The sequence below is a fragment of the Paenibacillus tepidiphilus genome (assembly GCF_008635795.1).
In the GTDB taxonomy this organism is placed as follows: Bacteria; Bacillota; Bacilli; order Paenibacillales; family Paenibacillaceae; genus Paenibacillus_AQ; species Paenibacillus_AQ tepidiphilus.
This window is the reverse complement of the sequence record NZ_VWRQ01000020.1, coordinates 83,771-104,894: the sequence shown is the minus strand read 5'-3', so window position 1 is coordinate 104,894 and position 21,124 is coordinate 83,771. Positions and strand designations below refer to the sequence as shown.

Annotated in this window: 23 protein-coding genes; 2 read left to right on the top strand and 21 right to left on the bottom strand. The window is 42.6% G+C overall.

Going from position 1 to position 21,124, the window contains the following annotated elements; all coding sequences use genetic code 11:
• Nucleotides 1–39 precede the first annotated feature (39 nt).
• The 19 genes from F1379_RS22530 to F1379_RS22445 form a co-directional block, all read right to left on the bottom strand.
• Nucleotides 40–3,930 carry a hypothetical protein gene (locus tag F1379_RS22530; RefSeq protein WP_150274245.1) on the bottom strand — a complete coding sequence of 1,297 codons (3,891 nt, stop codon included), beginning with the start codon at nucleotides 3,928–3,930 and terminating at the stop codon, nucleotides 40–42.
• 16 nt (nucleotides 3,931–3,946) lie between these two features.
• Nucleotides 3,947–6,229 (bottom strand): hypothetical protein, encoded by a 2,283-nt coding sequence (locus F1379_RS22525; RefSeq protein ID WP_150274243.1) that lies wholly within the window; start codon nucleotides 6,227–6,229, stop codon nucleotides 3,947–3,949.
• Nucleotide 6,230: 1 nt separating this feature from the next.
• Entirely contained in the window at nucleotides 6,231–6,833 is a 603-nt protein-coding gene (locus F1379_RS22520) for a hypothetical protein (RefSeq protein WP_150274241.1), read from the bottom strand.
• Nucleotides 6,834–6,880: 47 nt separating this feature from the next.
• On the bottom strand, nucleotides 6,881–7,438 hold the full coding sequence (locus tag F1379_RS22515; RefSeq protein WP_150274239.1) for an AbrB/MazE/SpoVT family DNA-binding domain-containing protein: 558 nt from the start codon (nucleotides 7,436–7,438) through the stop codon (nucleotides 6,881–6,883).
• Between the two features lie 90 nt (nucleotides 7,439–7,528).
• Complete coding sequence (locus F1379_RS22510; RefSeq protein WP_150274237.1) at nucleotides 7,529–8,020, bottom strand: hypothetical protein; 492 nt, start codon at nucleotides 8,018–8,020, stop codon at nucleotides 7,529–7,531.
• 13 nt (nucleotides 8,021–8,033) lie between these two features.
• On the bottom strand, nucleotides 8,034–8,414 hold the full coding sequence (locus F1379_RS22505) for a hypothetical protein (protein ID WP_150274235.1): 381 nt from the start codon (nucleotides 8,412–8,414) through the stop codon (nucleotides 8,034–8,036).
• An 18-nt stretch (nucleotides 8,415–8,432) separates the two neighbouring features.
• Nucleotides 8,433–8,576 carry a hypothetical protein gene (locus F1379_RS29855; protein WP_162551248.1) on the bottom strand — a complete coding sequence of 48 codons (144 nt, stop codon included), beginning with the start codon at nucleotides 8,574–8,576 and terminating at the stop codon, nucleotides 8,433–8,435.
• The gene (locus F1379_RS22500) at nucleotides 8,573–8,779 is read right to left on the bottom strand and encodes a hypothetical protein (RefSeq protein WP_150274233.1); all 207 of its coding nucleotides are present in this window, start codon (nucleotides 8,777–8,779) and stop codon (nucleotides 8,573–8,575) included. The genes F1379_RS29855 and F1379_RS22500 overlap by 4 nt, the downstream gene beginning before the upstream one ends.
• Before the next feature lie 64 nt (nucleotides 8,780–8,843).
• Nucleotides 8,844–9,707: a hypothetical protein gene (locus tag F1379_RS22495; RefSeq protein WP_150274231.1), complete on the bottom strand. Its 864-nt coding sequence runs from the start codon at nucleotides 9,705–9,707 to the stop codon at nucleotides 8,844–8,846.
• Between the two features lie 13 nt (nucleotides 9,708–9,720).
• Nucleotides 9,721–10,773: a hypothetical protein gene (locus tag F1379_RS22490; protein ID WP_150274229.1), complete on the bottom strand. Its 1,053-nt coding sequence runs from the start codon at nucleotides 10,771–10,773 to the stop codon at nucleotides 9,721–9,723.
• A 3-nt stretch (nucleotides 10,774–10,776) separates the two neighbouring features.
• Entirely contained in the window at nucleotides 10,777–12,237 is a 1,461-nt protein-coding gene (locus F1379_RS22485; protein WP_150274227.1) for a P-loop NTPase family protein, read from the bottom strand.
• Nucleotides 12,234–13,304, bottom strand: a complete 1,071-nt coding sequence (locus F1379_RS22480) for a P-loop NTPase family protein (protein WP_150274225.1) — start codon at nucleotides 13,302–13,304, stop codon at nucleotides 12,234–12,236. The genes F1379_RS22485 and F1379_RS22480 overlap by 4 nt, the downstream gene beginning before the upstream one ends.
• 12 nt (nucleotides 13,305–13,316) lie before the next feature.
• Entirely contained in the window at nucleotides 13,317–13,994 is a 678-nt protein-coding gene (locus tag F1379_RS22475; RefSeq protein ID WP_150274223.1) for an SAF domain-containing protein, read from the bottom strand.
• 183 nt (nucleotides 13,995–14,177) lie between these two features.
• Entirely contained in the window at nucleotides 14,178–15,032 is an 855-nt protein-coding gene (locus F1379_RS22470) for a hypothetical protein (protein WP_150274221.1), read from the bottom strand.
• 15 nt (nucleotides 15,033–15,047) lie between these two features.
• Nucleotides 15,048–15,527 carry a hypothetical protein gene (locus tag F1379_RS22465; protein ID WP_150274218.1) on the bottom strand — a complete coding sequence of 160 codons (480 nt, stop codon included), beginning with the start codon at nucleotides 15,525–15,527 and terminating at the stop codon, nucleotides 15,048–15,050.
• Between the two features lie 314 nt (nucleotides 15,528–15,841).
• Complete coding sequence (locus tag F1379_RS22460; protein WP_150274216.1) at nucleotides 15,842–16,222, bottom strand: hypothetical protein; 381 nt, start codon at nucleotides 16,220–16,222, stop codon at nucleotides 15,842–15,844.
• 243 nt (nucleotides 16,223–16,465) lie between these two features.
• Nucleotides 16,466–17,149 (bottom strand): hypothetical protein, encoded by a 684-nt coding sequence (locus F1379_RS22455; protein WP_150274214.1) that lies wholly within the window; start codon nucleotides 17,147–17,149, stop codon nucleotides 16,466–16,468.
• 1,127 nt (nucleotides 17,150–18,276) lie between these two features.
• On the bottom strand, nucleotides 18,277–18,642 hold the full coding sequence (locus F1379_RS22450; protein ID WP_150274212.1) for a hypothetical protein: 366 nt from the start codon (nucleotides 18,640–18,642) through the stop codon (nucleotides 18,277–18,279).
• Nucleotides 18,643–18,726: 84 nt separating this feature from the next.
• The gene (locus tag F1379_RS22445; RefSeq protein ID WP_150274209.1) at nucleotides 18,727–18,936 is read right to left on the bottom strand and encodes a hypothetical protein; all 210 of its coding nucleotides are present in this window, start codon (nucleotides 18,934–18,936) and stop codon (nucleotides 18,727–18,729) included.
• A gap of 330 nt (nucleotides 18,937–19,266) precedes the next feature.
• Between F1379_RS22445 and F1379_RS29850 the strand changes: the two genes are divergently transcribed.
• Entirely contained in the window at nucleotides 19,267–19,407 is a 141-nt protein-coding gene (locus tag F1379_RS29850; RefSeq protein WP_162551247.1) for a hypothetical protein, read from the top strand.
• Complete coding sequence (locus tag F1379_RS22440) at nucleotides 19,404–19,601, top strand: hypothetical protein (protein ID WP_150274207.1); 198 nt, start codon at nucleotides 19,404–19,406, stop codon at nucleotides 19,599–19,601. The genes F1379_RS29850 and F1379_RS22440 overlap by 4 nt, the downstream gene beginning before the upstream one ends.
• A 204-nt stretch (nucleotides 19,602–19,805) precedes the next feature.
• On the opposite strand, the gene F1379_RS22435 is transcribed toward F1379_RS22440, so the two are convergent.
• Entirely contained in the window at nucleotides 19,806–20,081 is a 276-nt protein-coding gene (locus F1379_RS22435; RefSeq protein ID WP_150274205.1) for a hypothetical protein, read from the bottom strand.
• Nucleotides 20,068–20,955 (bottom strand): ThiF family adenylyltransferase, encoded by an 888-nt coding sequence (locus F1379_RS22430; RefSeq protein WP_162551246.1) that lies wholly within the window; start codon nucleotides 20,953–20,955, stop codon nucleotides 20,068–20,070. The genes F1379_RS22435 and F1379_RS22430 overlap by 14 nt, the downstream gene beginning before the upstream one ends.
• Nucleotides 20,956–21,124: the final 169 nt, after the last annotated feature.

Here is a 21,124-nt window from a genome sequence, read left to right as displayed (position 1 = left end):
AATTCCACCCTACTTCCTGACTTCTTAAAAGCTTAGAAATTATTTGATCCTATGATTACGGATGAAATCGGTCCAGTCCTCAAGGATCGTAACTGTCACCGAATCAGTCTTAGTGCTGTAGGAGTTTTCTGCCCTGAAGGTAAAGGTAACCGGTCCATCCGGAAGCTTCTCGAAAGAAGGATCGTACAGTTCACCCGTCCATAAAGTGCGCTCACTGCTCGTTGGAGTGAGCTCAGTTGTAAAGCCGCCGCTCATGGTTACCTGGATGCGGCTCGGGAGCCCGGTGGCATCTGCCTTCAGCACAAACTTCTCGCCTGCCCAAAAGACGGAATAGCCGCGCGGGCTATCTGGGTCCCCGGTCTTCTTTACGTTATATGCCTGCCGGTTGGCGTTCCACTCGGCCGTATGCTGCACTGCCCCTTTGACCGCCAACAAGTTGACCAGCATATATTTCCGCGGGGAGATGCTGCTCCACCCGAAGCCGTCATATGCCTCCACTTCCACGGCATACGGCTCGTTCTCTTGCAGCGAACCTGCAGGTACTGTCCACTGCTTGGCCCCGGATACTTGTTCTCCGGACTCGGCCTTTAAGGTCCCATTCGAGACGCGGTATATTCGAACCTTATACCGCTGCTGGGCATCGCCATCAGCGTCCTGGTAGTCCCACTTTATGACCGGTGTCAGGGTATTAGAAACCGTAGGGCTTACTTGGCTTGAGCTGGTCGGGTACGTAATGTTGACCGCTGGCAGCCGGTTGGCCACTGTAATGGTTTGGGACACTTCGCGTTTCAACCCCAGTGAATCTGTAACGATCTGTCTCAAAATAAAGGAGCCGTTTGTCGTAAACTGCTTTGTAAAATTGGCTGCTGCACTGGCAAGCCCTTCCGTTCCGCCTGCAGGCTTCAAATAATACTGATGGGTGACACTGTCACCGCTCGGAATATCCGCATCGGTGGCCGTGCTCTGGATGTTGAGCAGATCCGTCCGATAAATCGGGCCGGTCGCCGCGTTTCGCCCGGTATCAGTGATCATCGTAAACCCAGGCTGTGGTGGATTGTCGATGATAAAGGCTTTTTCATTGGAGATATCCGACCAGGAATTCATGGAGTATACCCGGCCCACTACGGTGAACAGTTGGAACCGATCAAACGTACCGTTGGGCACCTGGAATTGCCGCACGGTTCCGCTGCTATCCGCATACTCATATGACTTGGCCAGGATACTGTCCTTCGTATAAAATTCCAGCGTGTATTTCTCCTGCAGATCATTTTCCGGGTCCGCATACGTCCACTGAATCAGCGGGTCTCCCGCAAGGCCTGCATCGATGATGGTAGGGCTGCTGCTTGTCCCGGCCGGTGCTGTTAAAGTCATGGCCGGCTTTAGGTTTTCCCGGACTGTCACCTTCAGACTGACGATATTGGATTTTGCACCGATCTGATCAAAGACCCAGTGCTCGATCGTGTATACGCCGGTATGATAAAAATTGACATTGATTGATTTGTTGTTTTGAAGCAGTGTGGCTTGCCCTTCACTGTCTATCACCCGCCAGTAATACTGGAGGCTGCTTACGTCAGAACTGTCAAGATCCGTTGCTCCAGAGGTAAATGCTCTCGTCGTATACTGTGTTGTGTCTGAAGGGCCGGTTATATCCGCCGTGGGCGTATGATTGAGCACCTCAAACATCTGGGTTGCATACGCCGTTTGGCTGCCGTCTGAGACGTTGAGACGCATTTCCCAGTCCGGGGATATGGCCGCTCTTTCCGAAATTCCGAGTCCTCGAATTAAGTCACGAACAACCACATTTTGATTACGATTACTGCCGGCGTAGATGTAGCTCGCATTCCCCTTACGACCATACCAGGTATAGGTCAGCGGATCTCCATCTGCATCCGGATCTGGCGTTTTGTTATCCATGACCACAATATCGTCTCTATATACTTGGGACGGCATCGCAAATTGTGCAATTGGCTTATTGTTAATGACATTGGCCCACTGCGTGTAATAGTTGGACCATGCTCCCCTGCTATCTCTTACTCTCAGGACAACTTCGTAGGTTCCTACGCCGTAATTTGTAAGGCTCGGAGGAATAGCGAAGGAGCCGTTGTAGTAATACAGCTGTACCCCGTTTCTGCGGATTACCCATTCGTACGTATCCAGCGCATCATTATCTGGATCATATGACTTGTCCGTAATCGTGGTGCTTTTACGGTAACTCGCGCTTACGGGATCAATGATGAAATTAGCAACCGGCGGCAAATTCGATCCTGTACCCACCAGCTGATAAGTCCAATCCGACCACACACCGACACCCTTCGGCCCGTCAACATCCCTGACCCGGAGACGTAATTCATAGGCATCGCTGGTCGGCCTGCTACTCAACTGGCCGTCATTCCAAGCGTCCTCTCCGACTTTCCTCCATTGCCATTGCCGTTCATATAGTCCTTTGTTGTCCGCCGTTGTATGGTCAATGTCGTATGAATTGTCTATAATCTGTATGCTGTTTCCAATGAGTTTGGCGGCGAACATGGCCGTGGGCTTACGGTGAATAAGGAAGATTAGTGATGACTCATTATCCCTGCTCCATTTCCGGAATTCATCGAAACTGTCTCCTAACGGATTATCCCGAACCTGTACGATCGCATTATACCAACCTGGAAATGCGAATGAGCTGTACATTGATGATCGCCATAAGCCCGAATCACTGAGCATCGAAGTCGGATTATCAAAATAGCTTGGGTTATGCTCATACCGGAAACGAGTAGATATTTGTGGATCCCCTTCATAATCTGCATAAGATGAACTCACTTCCACCGGTGAATCCACCAGATAGAAATTCTTGTTCAGCAGCTTATTCTTAACATTAAAAATGAATTGTCCACCCGCCTTATAGCCTCGCCTATCCACTACAGTTACTGTGCCTGTATAGCTACCAGGTAGAACGGAATCGTTAATGGCATCGATGGGAACAGAAAAATATTGAGCTGTATAAGAATTAAAGACTTTTACTCGGCGATAAAAGACATTAGGTACTTCTATGATGATGTCCAACTCTTCGTTATCCGGATCTTGTGCATACCCTGTCACGTTCAGGATGTTCTGCCCGTCAACGTTATAAAGGGTTGCACCATTTTGTGTCGTCAGGGAGAGTGTTGGCGGAGAATTGACTTCCAGTTTTGCATCCACGGAGTTTATAAGAGGATAAAAACTCGCAAACCCGTTGTAAATATAATCCTGCCATTTGAATACAGTACGAATAGACTTAGGATCTCGCGTCAAAAGACGATGATTGAGCCAGTCTCGCTCTGTCATATCCCATGAGTAACTGCCCGCAGGCACAGTAAAATTATCTCCTCGCGTATTTGGTGTTATGGGCTGAAAGTATTCACCACTGGGGTATTTGATAACTTGAAAGTAAAATGGTTTGCCTGTTTTCGCTGTTCCATAGCCCATAGTATAAGGTGCAGCAAAGTCCTTATCTACATAACCGGTGAGATTTTCGTAGTCGCCCACAACATATTGATCGACAAACATCTCAGTGAAGGCTAATTGATTTTTCATAGCCTCTTCCCCTCCGCCATGAACATTAGGGGCCCGGTCAACATTAATAGAAAATTTTACTTCTGACATATCATAGCTTAGGACTCTTGTTACCCGGTTGAACTTTATATTGGATAACTTAAAGCTGCTACGTGTACCCGTTACCGTGGATATAATGTAAAATCCCCAATACGTATTCGGATCAGTATATTCTGGCATCGTCAGAGATCCCGTATATGCCGGAATCTCCACATCCATATAATTTATAATCGTAGTATCTAAAGCCTTAACTTCTGTCTCTGGCATGCATGGAACCATTGTGGCGACAACAGCAATACATAAGATAATTTTACTTAAAAATCTATAAAAAGATGATTTTGCGCCTTTTTTCACCCTGGTCCACTCCTTCTCACCAAACCCAGTCGGAAGTCGGCGGTCGGTTTTCAACGGTCACAATCCGTTCGATCACTGGCTGGGTATCTGTATTCGCGGATCTGCGATCAGCTGCTGTCACAAAAGCATCAATCGTTGGTTGGCCAAATTCCTCTGTAACCGTTAACCGAATTTCATACCTGCCTACATTTGTTGGATAAAAGTTAAGTCGATCCAAATTAGCGTTACTTATCAAAATCCATTGATGCTCTGCAAAATTACCGTTGTTATTAGAATCGTATCGGTATTCCCATACTCTTTTTGCTAAATAGTCATAGTCCGGAGATACCGAAAGGTCGTCTAGCATCACACTTGCCTTATTTCCATTCTCCGGATCGCGGTAGACTTTTAGTGGCAATGAAATGTAGGGGGTTGGAGCTTCATCAGGCGCAACGGTAAATGTCAAAGAGACTGTCCCGGAGTAGCCGGCAGTGTTCTCAACGTACAGGGTTGCTTTGTACTGTCCAGGCGTCTTCATTAAGACGTCTACCTCTTTTTGGCCAACCAGACTACCGTTGTACTTGATATCTGCATTCGTTCCGCCCGACACTGCTGTAATCGTGAACCGTGTACTACTTTCGATAAGTGGAAAATCATCTGATTCATTCTTGGTTGCATTTCGGATCGTAATTTTCCGATTTTGCTTCAAGGTACCTAGTATCTCAATTTTCGCTTTTGGTGCCGGAGCAAGAACTTTAATATCCCTTGAGGTTGTGGATGTAAGGCCATCATTATCTGTAACTGTAAGTGTTATGGTTTGCGTAGTATCAACCGAGTCCAAGCCGTATGAGGTATCACTCGACTTACCATACAAGGGCATATGAACATTAGGATGCTGCCAGGTGTACTTGACAATAGTACCATCGGGATCATAAGAGCCTGCCCCTGATACGATGAAGTTCTCACCAGCTACTACCTGGTCCGGCATAGCAATTCGAGCGACTGGCGGTTTGCCAACAGCTGGGGTCGGAGTAGGCACGGGTATATTGCTGGGAGGTGGGCCATTATATGTACCGGCACCAATCGTAAACGTCTCACTCAAGGATGATATTGATCCTGAAGAAGTGACCACCGGTTTGGCAAAACGCACGGTTACAGTCAGAGTATAACTTTGCTTGAACTCCGGCTGTGTCGCGGCCTCCTGCTTCGAAATAACAAAATCGAACTGCTTTTCACTAGAAAGAACTTTGGCCGTTTCCTTCTTCGTCACCAAGGAACTGTCGTTGCCAGTTTTCTTTGCATAAAACACCCATTCAAGGATGTTGGATGTATCCGTGTATGCGGCCAAGGATCCCTTCAGAGAAAGCTTTACTGGCACAGCCTTATCTGCATACTTTTCAGGGTTCGGGTTAGGAGCAAGGAGGTCAACCTCACCAGTTAGCGTCGGTTCCGTAGGTAATGCATAATCAAATGTGACAGTGCCGGCATAGCTGTAGGAAGTGACTTTGGCCTTGGCCGTAAAATAATATGGGACTGTGGTGTAATAGAGATAACCAGTTGCCCACCCGCCCTTCATAAAATCGGGAATTTCTTCCGGCCTTCTGAGTGCTGAGGGAATATCATATGTAACAAGGAACTGCCCATTCTTAACCTTCGCCTCTCCCACGTCGCCATTCATTAGTTTTTCTGGAACAGGAACTATGCTAGATTGGACTACAGTGCTGAATTCCACCTTGTCACTCCCCTTACCATCATCCCTGTACCAATTTGCAGTACTTGGATCTTGAGGTGTCGATCTGGTAAGGACAGTCACTTTAGGAGGAACCTTCGATGGGGTAGATGAATCTTGGGCACCCTTGATATAGTAAGTATTAATGTCCTTCTTTTCGTCATACTCATTGATTTGCCATCTTCGTCCATCTGAGTACAACCAGATGGAGTTTCCCGGAGGCGTTTTAAAATATTCTGTTAACTTTCCTTCGGTCCCTTTAACTGCGAAAGTCTCAATGCTCTCATTCCCTTTAAGCTTCAGCTTAATCTTTCCATTTTCAATAGCAATCGAATCAATAAGTGAATTATTACCGGAATATTTGAATGAATTTGTTTTAATAGATCCTGCTGAAATGCCTTTAGGCAAATCCAGCAGGAAAGATTTTGCCGAGTTTGCAGACCCCGTTAAACCCATGCTAACGGGGACTGAAATACTTGCTGATTTTACACCAGGATCTTGAGCAGAGTAAGCTCTTATCGGGCTCACGAGTTCTATTAATAATAATAGAATTATTATCTGAACAAACCCTTTTAGCGCTTTTCTATTCATCCTATTCTTTCACCACTTCTAAATACGCCTTTGTATTTTTCACTTTAAGAGATACGTAGAACCAATTGAAATCCCCACTATATGAGTAAGCCTGGTATGAGCTCAGCTTTTGACCCGGAGCAAGCTTCCAATTCCAAAGAGCTAATGTACTATTCGTCTTGTCCCAAAGCTTATCAGGCATTTTGACAGATGCCTCTTCTCCAAAATTCAATCTCCACTTTTCCGCCAGATCCTTGGCATTTTGCTGCACAAGATTTCCACTGTTGTTCGCGATAGTAAATTTGGTCCAGATAAAATACTTTTCGCCTTCTGTACCTGTGAAGCCGTACTGCTTAATCAGCGCCTGAGCTGTAGCAGATTTTGTTTCATAAATCATGATCTTTTCCAATGTGTAGCTGAATCCTCCTGCTGTTACCGTAGCCGGGAGCTCAATATCCTTCTTCAATCCATATTTGAACAAATTGTCCAACATGGGAGTTGCGGTCGCAGTCGGTTTTGCTGTAGGCACTGGGGTCTTGTTGCCTGATGTGGCTGATACCTGTCCTGCAAACATACTGAAGATCATTGTTCCTGCAACGATAGTGTTTAAAATTTGTTTTTTCATTTATATACATCTCCTCTTTTATTTGTTTAAATCAGATATTAAAACAGTTATTTGTCAGCTCTATGAATACCAACACTCAAAACGATTTTTGACAAATTCCTGGTATCTGGTAAGTTATCAATAATAGCTTGTTTGACCCCAGGAGAATAAAAGTTTTGAGAAACTAGTTCAATATTTAATTCATCCACGTACTTACCTATATATTCCTCAATTGCTTTTGCTTGCACATAATCCTGATACCACAGCAAGTGAGATTCGGATATTTTATTATTTTTTATAAGTTTAACAATGGGAAAAGGTAATAACATTTGCTCCGCAAGTTGGGTGTTTTGAATACTCATAGGAATTCGTAAATTAGTAATGTTCTTTAACTCTTCTACAAAAGAGGAATTTGGGTTAAGTTTGCCCACCCCTCTGCAGACAAAACAATTCTCATTTGCTCCTACACACACAGGACAAACCAAAACGCCTTTCTCAACAATTACTTTGTTATCCCTGATTATAAAGCTAACTGTATCACCTACCGAGAGTTTAAGTAGTTCTCTTACTTTTTTGGGAATTGTAATTTGATCTTTTGACGTTATTGTCGCACTATAATTTTCCATATATTCACTCCTTACTTTCTTCCTTACTATTGATTGTAAGGAGAAAAGTAAGGAACTAGTATGAATTATGTCTCTTTTCAGGAATATAATTCATTTTTTATATTCTTGTATAGCTGGCACTCGAATAGGAGCCTGCTTCTTATTCCTTGAAATTAGTTTGGGGTGTTCTGTCTCAATTATCGCTATAACAGCCGGTCCATTCAGATATTTAGTAATATGATATTGACTATTTTCATAAAGAAATGGAAAATTCACATTTGACATATCGTCAATAATAATAAAGTCAACAATTTTAACTTTGCTATGTAAACGACTTCCACTCTTTGGAGCTAAATCATTGCTTAAACCAAGATTTCTTTCTAAGGTTTCAACAAATGTATCATAGGCCTCATCCGGATCAATTACTATTTTCCCGTTTGATAGCTCATACTGATTTAATTCTAGCACCGCATCATGTACCGCCATGTTGTTCGCATCTTTTAATAATGCTCGGATCAAATCCCATTCTTGATTTTGCACCTGAAAAAACCAAGTATAAATAAACATAAGCAGCACAATGGCCAATTTTACAATGTAGTCCATTCATTTTCATCCCTTAGTCCAAGTATTCGCTCATGATTGAACCATGGCCGTAATAATATGTTGGTTGGCTGCCGCTTGAAAAATCAAAAGGGAATTGATTAATACGTGGAACTTTAATATAAACATCAATCCTACTCTTTCGCTCCTGGACCGTAGCGCTACTACTGGTAATATTAATTTTGGCCGGATCTATTCCTAATTTTGATAGATTATTGATTACTTCTGTACGCATTGAAGAAGTAACCGTCCCCTCGGTTGCTGCTTTCTGTGTAATATAAGATGTATTCGCCTTGACCTGCAGATCTAATAGATAGTCAATGTAGCTGAACATCGGTTGGAGTAGTATGAACACAACAAGCCACATAAATAACGCACGGAGGACGGTCTCTTTCAATGGTATTGCTCCTTTAGGCTAATAATTTTCTACTTTCTTTGTGTAAGTGATAATTTCATCTTGTCCGCTGCCAATGACAGAAACTGCAGCTGAGATAAACAAACTTGCAACTACAAAACCAATCGAAAGGTATAATGCAATTGCTGCTGTCTTATCTTTCATGCAGTTTGCCCCGGCATGGTGATGGTCAGTCTTTCCTCATATTTAACAGGTTCTACAATCATAGAGGTTGGAATAGTCGGCTTCTTGGAAACCACATCGTTAAGCAATGTCCGAACCACTGGTAGGATCAATGTAATTACCAATGATACACACAAGAAACCAATTACAAAGTATAGCGCATGCCCAGAAGTTTGATCTTTCATCTTATTTACTCCTTCACTTTTTTCATATTTTTTGCTGGTGTCCGGTAATAACTGATTTCACCTCCTATAAGAATAAATTGACACCATCATATAAAGTCTCTTTCAGCATTAATACATATAGCAGTGCTAAAACTATCAAATTTACCATTGTGGCCACTGAAGGAATCGCATTGAGAAGATTAAACGTATCCCCTCGTCTGGACCACTTAATTTGATATTGGTCATTGGATATTTTAGCAATAGCTTTACTCTGATCGCGTAAATAGTTGACAGCCTCTTGGTTATCATTCATTCCTTCGATAGCTATCAATATCGAACGCACGTCTCCAATAAATGCATGGTTTTTGGGAAACTGATTGCAAAACCATTCAATGGATTCTTCAGGACCATCATGAATATATCTCTCGGATAATTGCATGAGATCTTTTCTTATAAAAACAAAGTAGTTTGCCATCTGTGCACAAAATACTCCAAACTGAATCTGTCCATTTTTTTGCAAACGATTATTTTCATAAAGATGAATAAATGAAATGACCTCACTGTCCTTCTTAATAATTGCCCGCTGGTGCAGCTTACCAAGAATCATCCCAAAAGGAGCAAATCGAGTAGGACTTGTAGCCAATAAGAATAACAGAGCTATTAGGATATCCACGGGAGATAGAGAAACTCCACGGAGAAAATCAATCAAAAACTGCATCACCAGATAAAACGCAATTATGAAAATTCGGATCAGATTAATTTTCTGGGCAGTTATACGAATATTTGATTGGTCCAGAATAGTCTGTACTCTTGTGTCATTAAACTTATTCTTCAACCCATCAATTCTGAGTTGCCGATAAACGCTGCCTTTTGGCTTGGAACTACTCAAAACCAGATACACTAAATATGAAATACCGGTTATACATACCAACATGAAAAATCTATACATCTAACATCACCCTTTACTGGTAGTCCAGTTTTGGTTGCGATAAAAGCGCACTTAATAGAAAAGACAATATTAATGTGGCCAGAATGAACATCATAAATATTAGACCCGTCGTGGTTTGGAACTGTAGTTTATAATAAATATTCCATCCTAACGCACCAATAAAGGTCGGTATACAAACCAGTATCGTTATCACATTTCCATAACTTCCTAATTTCACCGCATCACTATTCCGTGCCCTCATCGTCAATATCGTTTCTTTCTGTTGCTCCATGGATTGATGAAGAATCATGAAAGAGTACTTTAAATGATGAGTCCCTTCTCTTTCGGCATAGAGCACATTAGATATAAACTCTATTGCAAACGTAGTCCCTACTATTTTTGAAAACCGCTGGGCCTCCTGACGAAGTTCATTATCATTACTGTAGCCAGCGAAAGCTGCACTTAACATCTTTAATGGCTGTTTTAGCACATTCTTCTCATCAATATATTCTGCAGTTTTATACAAGCAGTTATCTACTGATAGATGTGTGAATTTAGGGATAATCTTAACAATTTCCAATAAATCATAACTTGCTTTTACACGTCGGAAACTGTAACGATACCTCAACCGAAAATAGGGTAAGAAAGAAGCTACCAAAGCAACAAATACGATAAATACCCATGCACTCTTTGGCAACGAGGAGTCTACCTGAAGATCTCTAACAATCAAACTACCATTGATGGAATGCTGCTTGGGCATTTCGTTAAATGTCGCATAGCCAGTAAGCATAACTCCAACAAATACAAATAACATTGAAAATAAAAATCGAAAAACGCTAACTCCTGGTTCATATTTTTTACTTGATAAGTAAAGAAGGTTATCAAGATGCCGGTAAATCCACATTCTTTTTTGGGCACGATTTGAAGAATTCCCAGCATTCCGGAGCTTAGCTGTAATTCGATAGTTCATGTTACTGCCGGTAGCTTTCAAATCGCCCTGAAAAAGGGTTTCAATTATGATCCATAATCCAAGAAGCATAAAAAGATGCAAAATGATTCGGGCTATAAAGGAAACAGATAAACTCATCTTTTACATCCCTTCTCTTAAGACCATTCGGGCGCGGACACTTTCCTTCATCGGGCTGATCATTGGGTGTTTCATCGCTAATTCTCTTAGTCTGCCAATGAACATCCTTGCCGTTTCTGGAGATCTATACATTATTTTTTCTTCAAGGCTTGATGATAGATATCCGTTATACGTCCACTTTTTCAGCGAATTATCCCAGCGCATCAAATCGTTTGAAAATACCGTATTAATTTCTTTGTCATAATAAATCTCAGAAATTTTAGCAATTCGCTTTTTCCCTTTCCCCACACTCTCAAGAATAAAAACAAGCTCGCACGCTTTGAGGGCTGATAGAAGGTGTCCTTTCAAATTCCCGCCTTTTTTAGAGTAAACGGCCAAAGCCGCTTGGTAAGGAATGTCTTCTGGATCAACCGTATGATATGTACCGGTTATTCCCTTATAACCTTTCTCACCACTCCAAAGATAAAATTCCCATTCATCTAAACGCATTTCTGTCATATAAATGATGTCCGGGTCATGTCGTAAGGACGCGATGCCGGCTTCCATAAGTTCTTCATTCGCTGCCTGAATCGGAATAATTCGATGACCTTTAATCTGATAGGGCAATATCGATTCCGGATGCTTTTCTAGCATAACTACTCCTAAGCAGGAGGTAGAAGCAAGCAATTGAGTTCCGACAATTGTATTCGCCATTGTGGATTTACCGGATTCTACAGATCCAGCTACTATTGTATTAAGGAATAGCCCCACTAAGGAATGAATCATGGGTAAAGACTCAGCCGGCATGCTTTCAGATCCGACCTGATCTTCCAAACTCATGAATTCAACAATTTGTCGTCTCATAGATATTGTAGTAAACCCACTCCATACCCGCGGTTCGATCCAAATCGCTATCCGAATAAAGCGACCGGGAAAAAGCGGGTCGTCCATCTTAAATTCAGCAGAAGGATGATTTCGATCTAATTGCTGACTGGGATCACTTTGCAATAGGGATCTTTTAAGCTGCTCAAGCCTTTCCAGTGACGGCATACTATACGGATAAGGAACAAATACTCCCTTGAGTTTGTAAAAAATTTGCTTCCCTATAAATTGAAGCCCTGGGGATTCGCTGTAGGCCCGATCTGTAAACCATTTATATGCCGGCCCAAAGCCCTTCCATTCGTGAAATAGAGCTTCGGTGACCGTTGTATAGGCTTCAGGGAATTTACCCGTAAATGGTTTCTTTCGCAAATACTTCTCGATTTTTCCCATAAAGTAACTAACCGCTTCTGGATCTCCAACCAAGGCAAGTGAATTTAATCGGTAATATGCATCTTCTTCCCTTGCCTGTTCCTCTTTCATATCTGCAGACATTTCATTGAGATAGTCGTAAAAATTCTCAGTACTTTTTGCACGGCCATCCATTATTTTTTTCTTTAATGAGAACGGTTGTTTTGGTTCAATGATAGGGGCCATTTGCATCATGAGAATAACCCCTTTTTCTTTTGACTGTATTCAAGGTTCATTGTAGCCAACATTTGCCGTATCTTTTCATCCATTATATGAGTCTCTTTTCGATCCAATGGCAACTGATCAAGTGCTAAACCTGCATTATAAATCGGCAGTTCCATGAATACTTCTACACCGAGTCGGCTGGATAAACTTTTTGAAGTCATTAAATTATCACTAGTGCTGCGATTAATTATGGCCAAGAAATCATGAGGCTGGAAATCCAAATGACTGGCTAAATCAAGCAGCTGCTCCAAACGATAAAAATGACGTGGATGTGTTATCAATATATGTATGGGTGCTTTTTGCATTGTTACATACCATGCTGCACTTTCAGGAATCGCACCAATATCAGCAATGACTACATCTGCGTTTTCCTTAGCACGTGAAAGAAGATATTCTATCTCTTCCTCTTGATAATCTTGCGCACTTAAATAATCAAAATTACCTGGAAGATAAAGATACCCGTCCTGTTTGATAAAATTATTGAAGTCCTCATCTTTTAAAATACGTCCTGTCATCCGCGGCCGCAGTAAATCCAGGCTAACTTCGGGCTTAAAATCATATCCCGGATCATACAAATTCAGGCCTAATACAATTACTTTTTTTCCATCAGCCGCTATGCGTTTAGCGATTGCTTTGGCCACGCTTGTACAGCCGATACCATTTCCCGACCCCAAGCAAGCGATCAGATTGTCTGAAAAGGCCAAGTCATCCTTTAAGATGAGTCTGATTTTGTCGACAATTATAGTCGCCGTTGTGCGGGGAGGCATAAAGTTGATTCCAAGGGTTTGGCATTTAATATGGACAATCTGATAATTTCTCACACCTTTGTCCATATACAAGTAAAGGATTATAGCGTCTGGATAATCTTGACGAAGCCCTTCCAGTTCCTGCGTTTTAACGATATCACTCGTTGTTATCAACAGATTTTCTTGAACTTGGCTTTGCTCTGGCATCACATTTTGAACAACAACCGTAAATCCAGCTGCCTTAAGCTCATTTACTGTGAAAGCATCAAGACCATTTGCAAAAATTTTCATATTATCACCCGCCTATTCTACTCTCACAATCCATAGTTTATTTCCTTGCTCCAAATAACCCTTTAATTCTTCTCCATCTTCGGTGGATAACTTTATTTCAGGTGATGAAACTTTTCCCGTTGAAGTTAACCGCTTGTTATTGTTACCGGATTCAGTATCAAAAACATCATTATTTTCTTCAGTACGGACATAAGTTACGGTTACTCCTTTAAAAGCCGCCTCAGAAATTGAAGGGATAGGCTCGCCAGTCTGCTCGTACTTTTCAATTTCAGATACTATGTAGATGTCAACTTTATCTCTACTTCTCAAGGATCCGTTGATTGCGTAAATGTCTTCTTTCGGAATTGGGTAGATCCCTTCGTTTTCTGCCGGCTCCAAATCATTAACATCAACAAGTGCTTGTGTGAGAATTGTACCATTCGGTAAATTTACATTTGCAATACGATCAATTACTTCATTGATGTCCGTAATAGCATCTTCAGGGATATCTTTAGTCTGAACAGAATCAGAGTAAATATCTTTCTCCTGAATCTGGTGGTTTTTCGGTAAGTACTGGCCTGTAGCGGTTTTTACCTTAAGTACTGGTTTAGCTAACACATAAGGCTTGTAATACATGTCATAGCCGAGCATACCACCGAACCCAATCAATATTACAAGCACACCTAAGAGATATTTAAGAGCTTTTCTCAATGTCTTTGCCTCCATAACCCTGTTTACTTTTGCGAACAATTTGTCGCTCATCTCAATAGAGATAGTTCACCATAACAGAGGGGGCTGTTATTAGCAGCAAACACCCTGTTTATATGAAAAAAGTTGTAATTTTTCGCCTCTCCTGGAGAGATGTCTGTATAAGCAAAAGGCTAAACGCCTGAGTTATTTTCTGCGTTTTAAAAATTCAATGTATTTATCGCTTTTGATAACTATCTCTGTTTCGTTCTTCTCCTGGAAAGTATTTTTTCTCAGAATACCGAAAACAAGTATATCTTTATCTTTTAATTGTGAATCCGTTAATTTGAAAAATTTAAAATACTTTTCAAATATAACGATAGTAAATGATGTTCCGTTGAGCCTTTCCATTTTTATGTATTTTACTTTATCTCGATGAATAATCTCCTGGACCTTTCCATAGACAAAATAACCGGTTTCACGAAGGGCCTCCTCATCCCAAAGTATTTGGTGAGCACGCTCTTGATTCATTACCATAGAGGAAATAGGTACTTTCCTCCCGCCACCTATATTAAAGTAGATAGTTGACAGCAAATCCGGCTCATTTTGTACCATAAGCTTTACAATACTCTTCAAAGAGCTTATTGTTGCAGGGTTGTCGCTCTTTTCTTTTACCTTAACCGAATCATCAGGACCTTTTGGTTCTTCTTGTTCCTTTTCAACCGGCTTTGGTTCATAATCAGGATCAATTTTTTTCATATTTAAGGAAATCAAGACCTTTTTCACGGAGCTGTTTTGAATGATTTCCTTCTGATACTCTCCCACCTTTTCTATAGACTCCATAACATCCAATGGTTGGTAGAAACCGCAAGTCGGCTTATGTTTTGAGTCAGAATTTTTCCCTATAGTTTTAAAATGTGAGACTGCTTTATCTGTTTTGGGAACATATATAAGTGGAGATCTACAGGACTTATCCATGCAGAATATTTCGAACCCATGTTTTGCTTCGTCGTATTCATCCGCATGAATAATGTTGCCTCCCGGCAAAAATGCCGTTCTCATTTATACCCCTCCCAATTACTGTCGTAATCTACTGGCACCCCATTCACTTGGCCGCTCGTGAGGAATCCATATATCTCCTTTATTGGAGACCAACCCATACTGCCCGAACCCGTCATAATCAACGATCCATGTAATGTTTTTCCGAATTTCCACACTGTTTAAATTCATCGGCTCATAAACAGGTGCAGCTGACTTAAGGACAAATGCCGACCATCCCCATGCCAGATTTGGATTAGCAATCACCTCAAATTCAGAGGAATTAATTACCCAAACTCCAAATTTTAAGTGTGGATGAACGAACCATTGCATATCTGAACGCGGTGGATCACACGGGGGCACCTCAGGATATCCAGGGTACATAGTTTTTGCTTTATGCTGGTGCTGCCAATTGTCGCTTTCTTGAAGATATCGCTTAAAACGGTCAGATTCACTTATTGGAAAGTTATTCAAGGCCTGAGATCTTTGATTTATTGGAAAAGGGATTATTTTCCCCATGGTTTCAACCCCTTTTAATAAAAGTATAAAACTACATACGGAAGGACTATGAATACTACCGTAAGAAATACCATTCCCCATGAACTCATCAACCAAAATCTAGCGAATTTCTTATTTTTACGAATATTTGAGATCTTCCGAAATATTGCAAACATAATAAGGCAAGTGAGAGTTATCAATACACCGTATTTTTGAAGTAACCCTAACCCCTGCATGAGAGTACTTTCCAGCTGGGCAGAACTAATATTCCCCCCCAGCCAATCCTCACCGATATCATTTCCTTTAGGAAGAGCACTCGATAATTTGAACAACCATCATACCCCCACGCTATCCATGTATAAATACGAATTTTTATTTTCAATATCTGTGATACAGCCGAGATTAAACTGAAAAACAATACTGCCCGCATTCGGACGTTGCTGGTATAAACGCGATTCAATAACGTCAAGTGCAAACTCTAAGTTATCCGGATCATATCCCAGTTTTGATTGATCCTTTAAGTAGATTCTCCCTTTGACGTACTGGGGTTTTTGATATGTTACACATTCAACTCGGGGCAGATCATTGCGGGGTTGATAATGCAAAATAATCTGAGCCTCGTTGTTATCTTCATTTAGAGTTATGTATGGGCATTCGTACATTAAGACCTTTTTAACCATTTCCATGGTTTTAGTGATTTTTTTTTGGGCATCCATATTCATTCTCCTTTCAATCACTCTTAGATTTAATATCGTTATATATTATGTAGATTTATTTACGATATAAATTCTTTAGAATCTGATTTCAATATTATGGCAGTAAAACTATGTTGTCAATAACATTTTGGGGATATAGGGCTAAATTTGTATATATATTGATGAATTGTGTCGAACTATTCAGGGTTTAAGTATTAGTTCAAAAGAATTACTCTGGCTATCAGTAATGATAGCCAGAATATATTATGCTGAGATTTCGGCAATTTCCGGCTGCCAAACCATTTTCACTTCTCTAAATTCGTCTTCTCCGCCTACCTGTACTTGGAGATAGACAGGCTCTCCACATTCAAAGTCCCGGAATTGAGGATGGGACAAATGATATGTGTAAGAACCATTAGTAACGGCTACTAAGTCGTCACTATATTTTTGAACAATTTCTCCGGTCCAAAAGTGCAAACCTGGAGCTTCTAGTGATGGTGCGGTTGGGGTAGAGAGCTCACTATCCGAAAACAGGATGAGCTGATCAAGTTCATCTACCTCATTTTCAAGTTCAACATGAACTTGGGAGTGGCTTTGAGAATCGTAAACTCCTAAAAAACTCAAATATTCAAATGTGTTTTCGTCTAAATCAACTTCTATCAGTGTTTCTCGGTTAATTACAGATTGTTCTTCTGTATCTTGGTAAACGAATAGCTCTTCTTTATTACTGCTGATAGGGTCCATTTCTTCCTCTCCATTTCCAATCATTTTTTGAGGTTCCTCATCGCCAACAATCATCGGTACAGCAAGTGCTTTAAGCATTTCTTCCCGGTACAAGAGATCAGCACACTTTGCTTCTAGGAAAGAAATGTCCGATTTGGCTCTAACGTTTCGAATACTAAGAACAACACATCCAAGTGAAGTAACTATCAACATAACAAGTAACATTACCTTTCACTCCTCGAGTTTTTTAGAACGCAAAAAAACCCCATTGAGTGGAGTCTTCATGAAACAGTCTGTTTATAAAGACATTGTGCCTAAATAAACAGACTTGTTTCAGATTCATACCACCCAATAGGGTTTATCTCTTCAAAATTAGGCTTCTTCTTACCAAGAGAGAAAAAAGGTAAGTGAGCAAATAGAAAAATGGTTCTAATAAAGTATAGCATAGGTCTAGACGTCTCGACAATGCATTATCACCAAACGTTACATAATCTATAATTCGACAAAAAGTGACTTAGACAATCACGTCTCTCCATTTCAATCGACGACAATACAATTTATTCCTTCACATTTATCTTTTTAAAACACTTGTACCAAACACTTATATAATAGAAGAAATTAATGTTTTCAACGTTATGAATGTGACAGTTAGATTCAATGCATGAAATAATATTTTAAAAATTAGATACAATTCTCGTCAAATTTCGCATATCCATTCATTAAAATGACACAAACAAGTACCCTCTCCGTCGAATACAGACTATACTGCGCATTCCTCCCTTATTATATCACTAGATTATATCGGCTTAAAATCAGAGGTAACGCTGTTGCCGGTATTGCCGATCATGGAGCATCAGGCCCGAAGAAACCTGGAAAAAGAGCTGGTAGTTCACCGGACCGCCGAAGTTGATCATGGCCCCAGTAGGGCAACCAGGAGTATGAGCAACTGGTTCATCACACAGCCCCCCACTGTCGCCGGCATGGCGAACGCAGCCTGCTCTTCTCATTTGTCAGAACCGGGAAAATTTTCTGGTTCACTGCAGTCTGTCCCTATCACCAGCATGCTGTTTTAAGCCCGCCCGGCGCAGAAACCAACAGGTAAAGTCCCTTGTTCTTCTGTCTGTGCAGGATCATCGAGCGGCATGGTGGTGACAGCGGCCGCAGCTGGGCAGTAACCAGCAGAAAATGCTCCTGTTCTTCTTCTGCACAGCTGCCGCTGCCACTTATATTACCGATCGGGGAGAATCCGACACATCTGGAGGCAGCACGAACTGATTGTTTATCGACAAACCGGATACTCAGTGAAACCAGCTAAAGGTGAAGGAAGAATGAAAATCGTCAAGCAATTAAAATTAAGCATTAGACTGCAAGCTTGCGAAGCAGTTGGTCGATATAACCGGCTGACGATCCGCTGCTCGGAGATTATAGAGTGAACTAGGAGATCGCGTGCCGGCTGCGACAAACGTGAAGCCCAGCCTCGTCCAGAGCACCGGGAGCACGAACTGCTGTTGCTGGTGCCGGCCGCTGTCGCCGACCGCGCCGAACGGTAACCGGGCTTCGTTTGGAGCGCTAGGTGCGCGAGCTACAGCTGTTGGTGTCTGCCGCGCCGGACCTGAGCCCGGCTTCGTCTGGAGCATCGGGTGCGTGAGCTGCAGCTGCTGGTACCGGCCGTCGTCGCCGACCGCGCTGAATGTGAAGCCCAGCCTCGTCCGGACCACCCGGAGCACGAGCTGCTGTTGCTGGTGCCGGCCGCGCCGAACATGAAGCCCAGCTTCGTCCGGAGCATCGGGAGGCGGCTGCAGTTATTGGTGCCGGCCGCTGTCGCCGGCCGCGTCGAACGGGAACCGGGCTTCGTCCGGAGCGCTGGGTGCGCGAGCTACAGCTGAGGTGCCGGCCACACCGGATGTGAAGCCCGGCTTCGTCCGGAGCATCGGGTGCGTGAGCTGCAGCTGCTGGTACCGGCCGTCGTCACCGACTGCGCTGAATGTGAAGTCCAGCCTCGTCCGAACCACCGGGAGCACGAGCTGCAGTTATTGGTTCCGGTCCCTATCGCCGTCGCACCGAACGTGAACCGGGCTTCGTCCGGAACGCTGGGTGCGCGAGCTGCAGCTGTTGGTGCCGGCCATTGCCGCCGACCGCGCCGAACGTGAAGCCCACTCTTCGTCCAGAGCACCGGGAACACGGTGCAGTTGCTGGTGCCGGCTGCGCCGGACAGGAACCGGGCTTCGTTTGGAGCGCCGGGTGCGTAAGCTGTAGAGTTGCTGGTGCAAGCCGCTATCGCTGGCCGTGCCGAACGTTAAGCCCGGCTTCGTTCGGGCTCCGGGAGCCACGAGCTGCAGCTGTTGATGACGGCCGCTGTCGTCGGACGCGCCGGATGGGAAGCCTGGCTTCGTCCGGAGCATCGGGAGCACGAGCTGCTGTTGTTTGTGTCGCCAGTCGCTCCGAACGTGGACCGGGCTTCGTCCGGAGCGCCGGGTGCGTGAGCTGCAGCTGTTGGTGCCGGCCGCTGCCGCCGACCGCGCCGAACGTGAAGCCCACTCTTCGTCCAGAGCACCGGGAACACGGGCTGCAGTTGCTGGTGGCGGCTGCGCCGGACAGGAACCGGGCTTCGTTTGGAGCGCCGGGTGCGCAAGCTGTAGAGTTGCTGGTGCAAGCCGCTATCGCTGGCCGTGCCTAACGTTAAGCCCGGCTTCGTTCGGGGCTCCGGGAGCACGAGCTGCAGCTGTTGATGACGGCCGCTGTCGCCGGACGCGCCGGATGGGAAGCCTGGCTTCGTCCGGACCACCAGTCTACAGCTATTCCTCTGCATCTGATCTTTTGCCAACAAAAGAAAAAAGCAGCATCGCCAATGTATGGCGATGCTGCTGATTGTTGTGGATGCTCAATTCAGTACAATTGGAGAACCGTTCTTCAATAAATATTTTAGAGATGAAAAATATTCAGGGTTCTCTCCAATTTCCTTATTTCGTAAGCTCTCATTGAGTTTAAGCAGTTCATCTTTATCTTCAGGAAGTTGTATTTCCCTTCTATTAACTTCTTTAACTTGACCATCTGACATACGCACAATTGCTTTCGCCCCATATGGGGAGCTCTTATTGATTGCCAATACTTCTACAAAATCCGAATTTAATAAGCAGAAAGCCTTAATATTGGCCATATTTATAATGTCCTTTGATTGCTCTCTGTTTGCATTCATTAAATTCAAATTCCAGCGAGTCGCTGATTAATACTGGGCTAGAACCACCATATTGAATATTGAAATTAATCATGTGTTGGTAAATACTCTTTGTGTGAAGTAAATTATTGATGATATTATTGGCGTACTGTGCTGCCGTTTTATTGGTAGGAGAGTGCTGAGGTGATGAAATAGATTGAACACCACAACCTGGAAATGGACTGTCAGAAGCATCAAGAACATTTGGATATACATCACCTACAGGATCTAAAAAAACGTCTCCCATGTACTTGAACCCTGTGACTACTTGGCCACCAAAACCAGAGTGAATCACATCATTGTTCTGGGTCGATCTCACGCTCTCAACCCCAGTATCAATATATATGAGGTTTGGCACCCTCTCATCATAAAAATATTCATGTAATAAAACTCTGGTTGCGTTATTATCAACCATTCCGATAATAACAGGTAAATAGAATATTTTTCTGTAATTGTGATCTGGAAGCATACATATTTTATGCAACGACTCATGATCATTAATATATTCTGGGTATGGTATAACTTCTATGCCGTAATGATCTCCGTATCGTTCAGAAAGAGAGTGGACCTTTTTTTCAGTAATACATTCTCTTGTAAATAATTGCGTCCTAATATTCTTTCTCTCTACAACATCTCCATCAATTAGTATTATTTTATCTAAACTAAATTCCGGTGAATGCATAAAATTAGGATTATCCAAATGTGCCCGTAAATCTTGACACAACCCTCGAAAAAAATGGCTTCCCGTAGCTCCAACTCCAATAATAATGAATTTTATTACTATTTTTCTTCCGTCGTTTAAATCAAATCGATTCACCACAATCTCTCCAATCTATAATAACTTCACCTATTATTTTTTTATTTCAGAAGAATATGACCATAGACAACTTACCTTTTAATTCTTGGAGCCTCTTATATTTAGAAGTTATAATCACTAGGTCACGCTTTGTTAACACCCTAAATACCTCCTCAAAAGACAAAAGGAC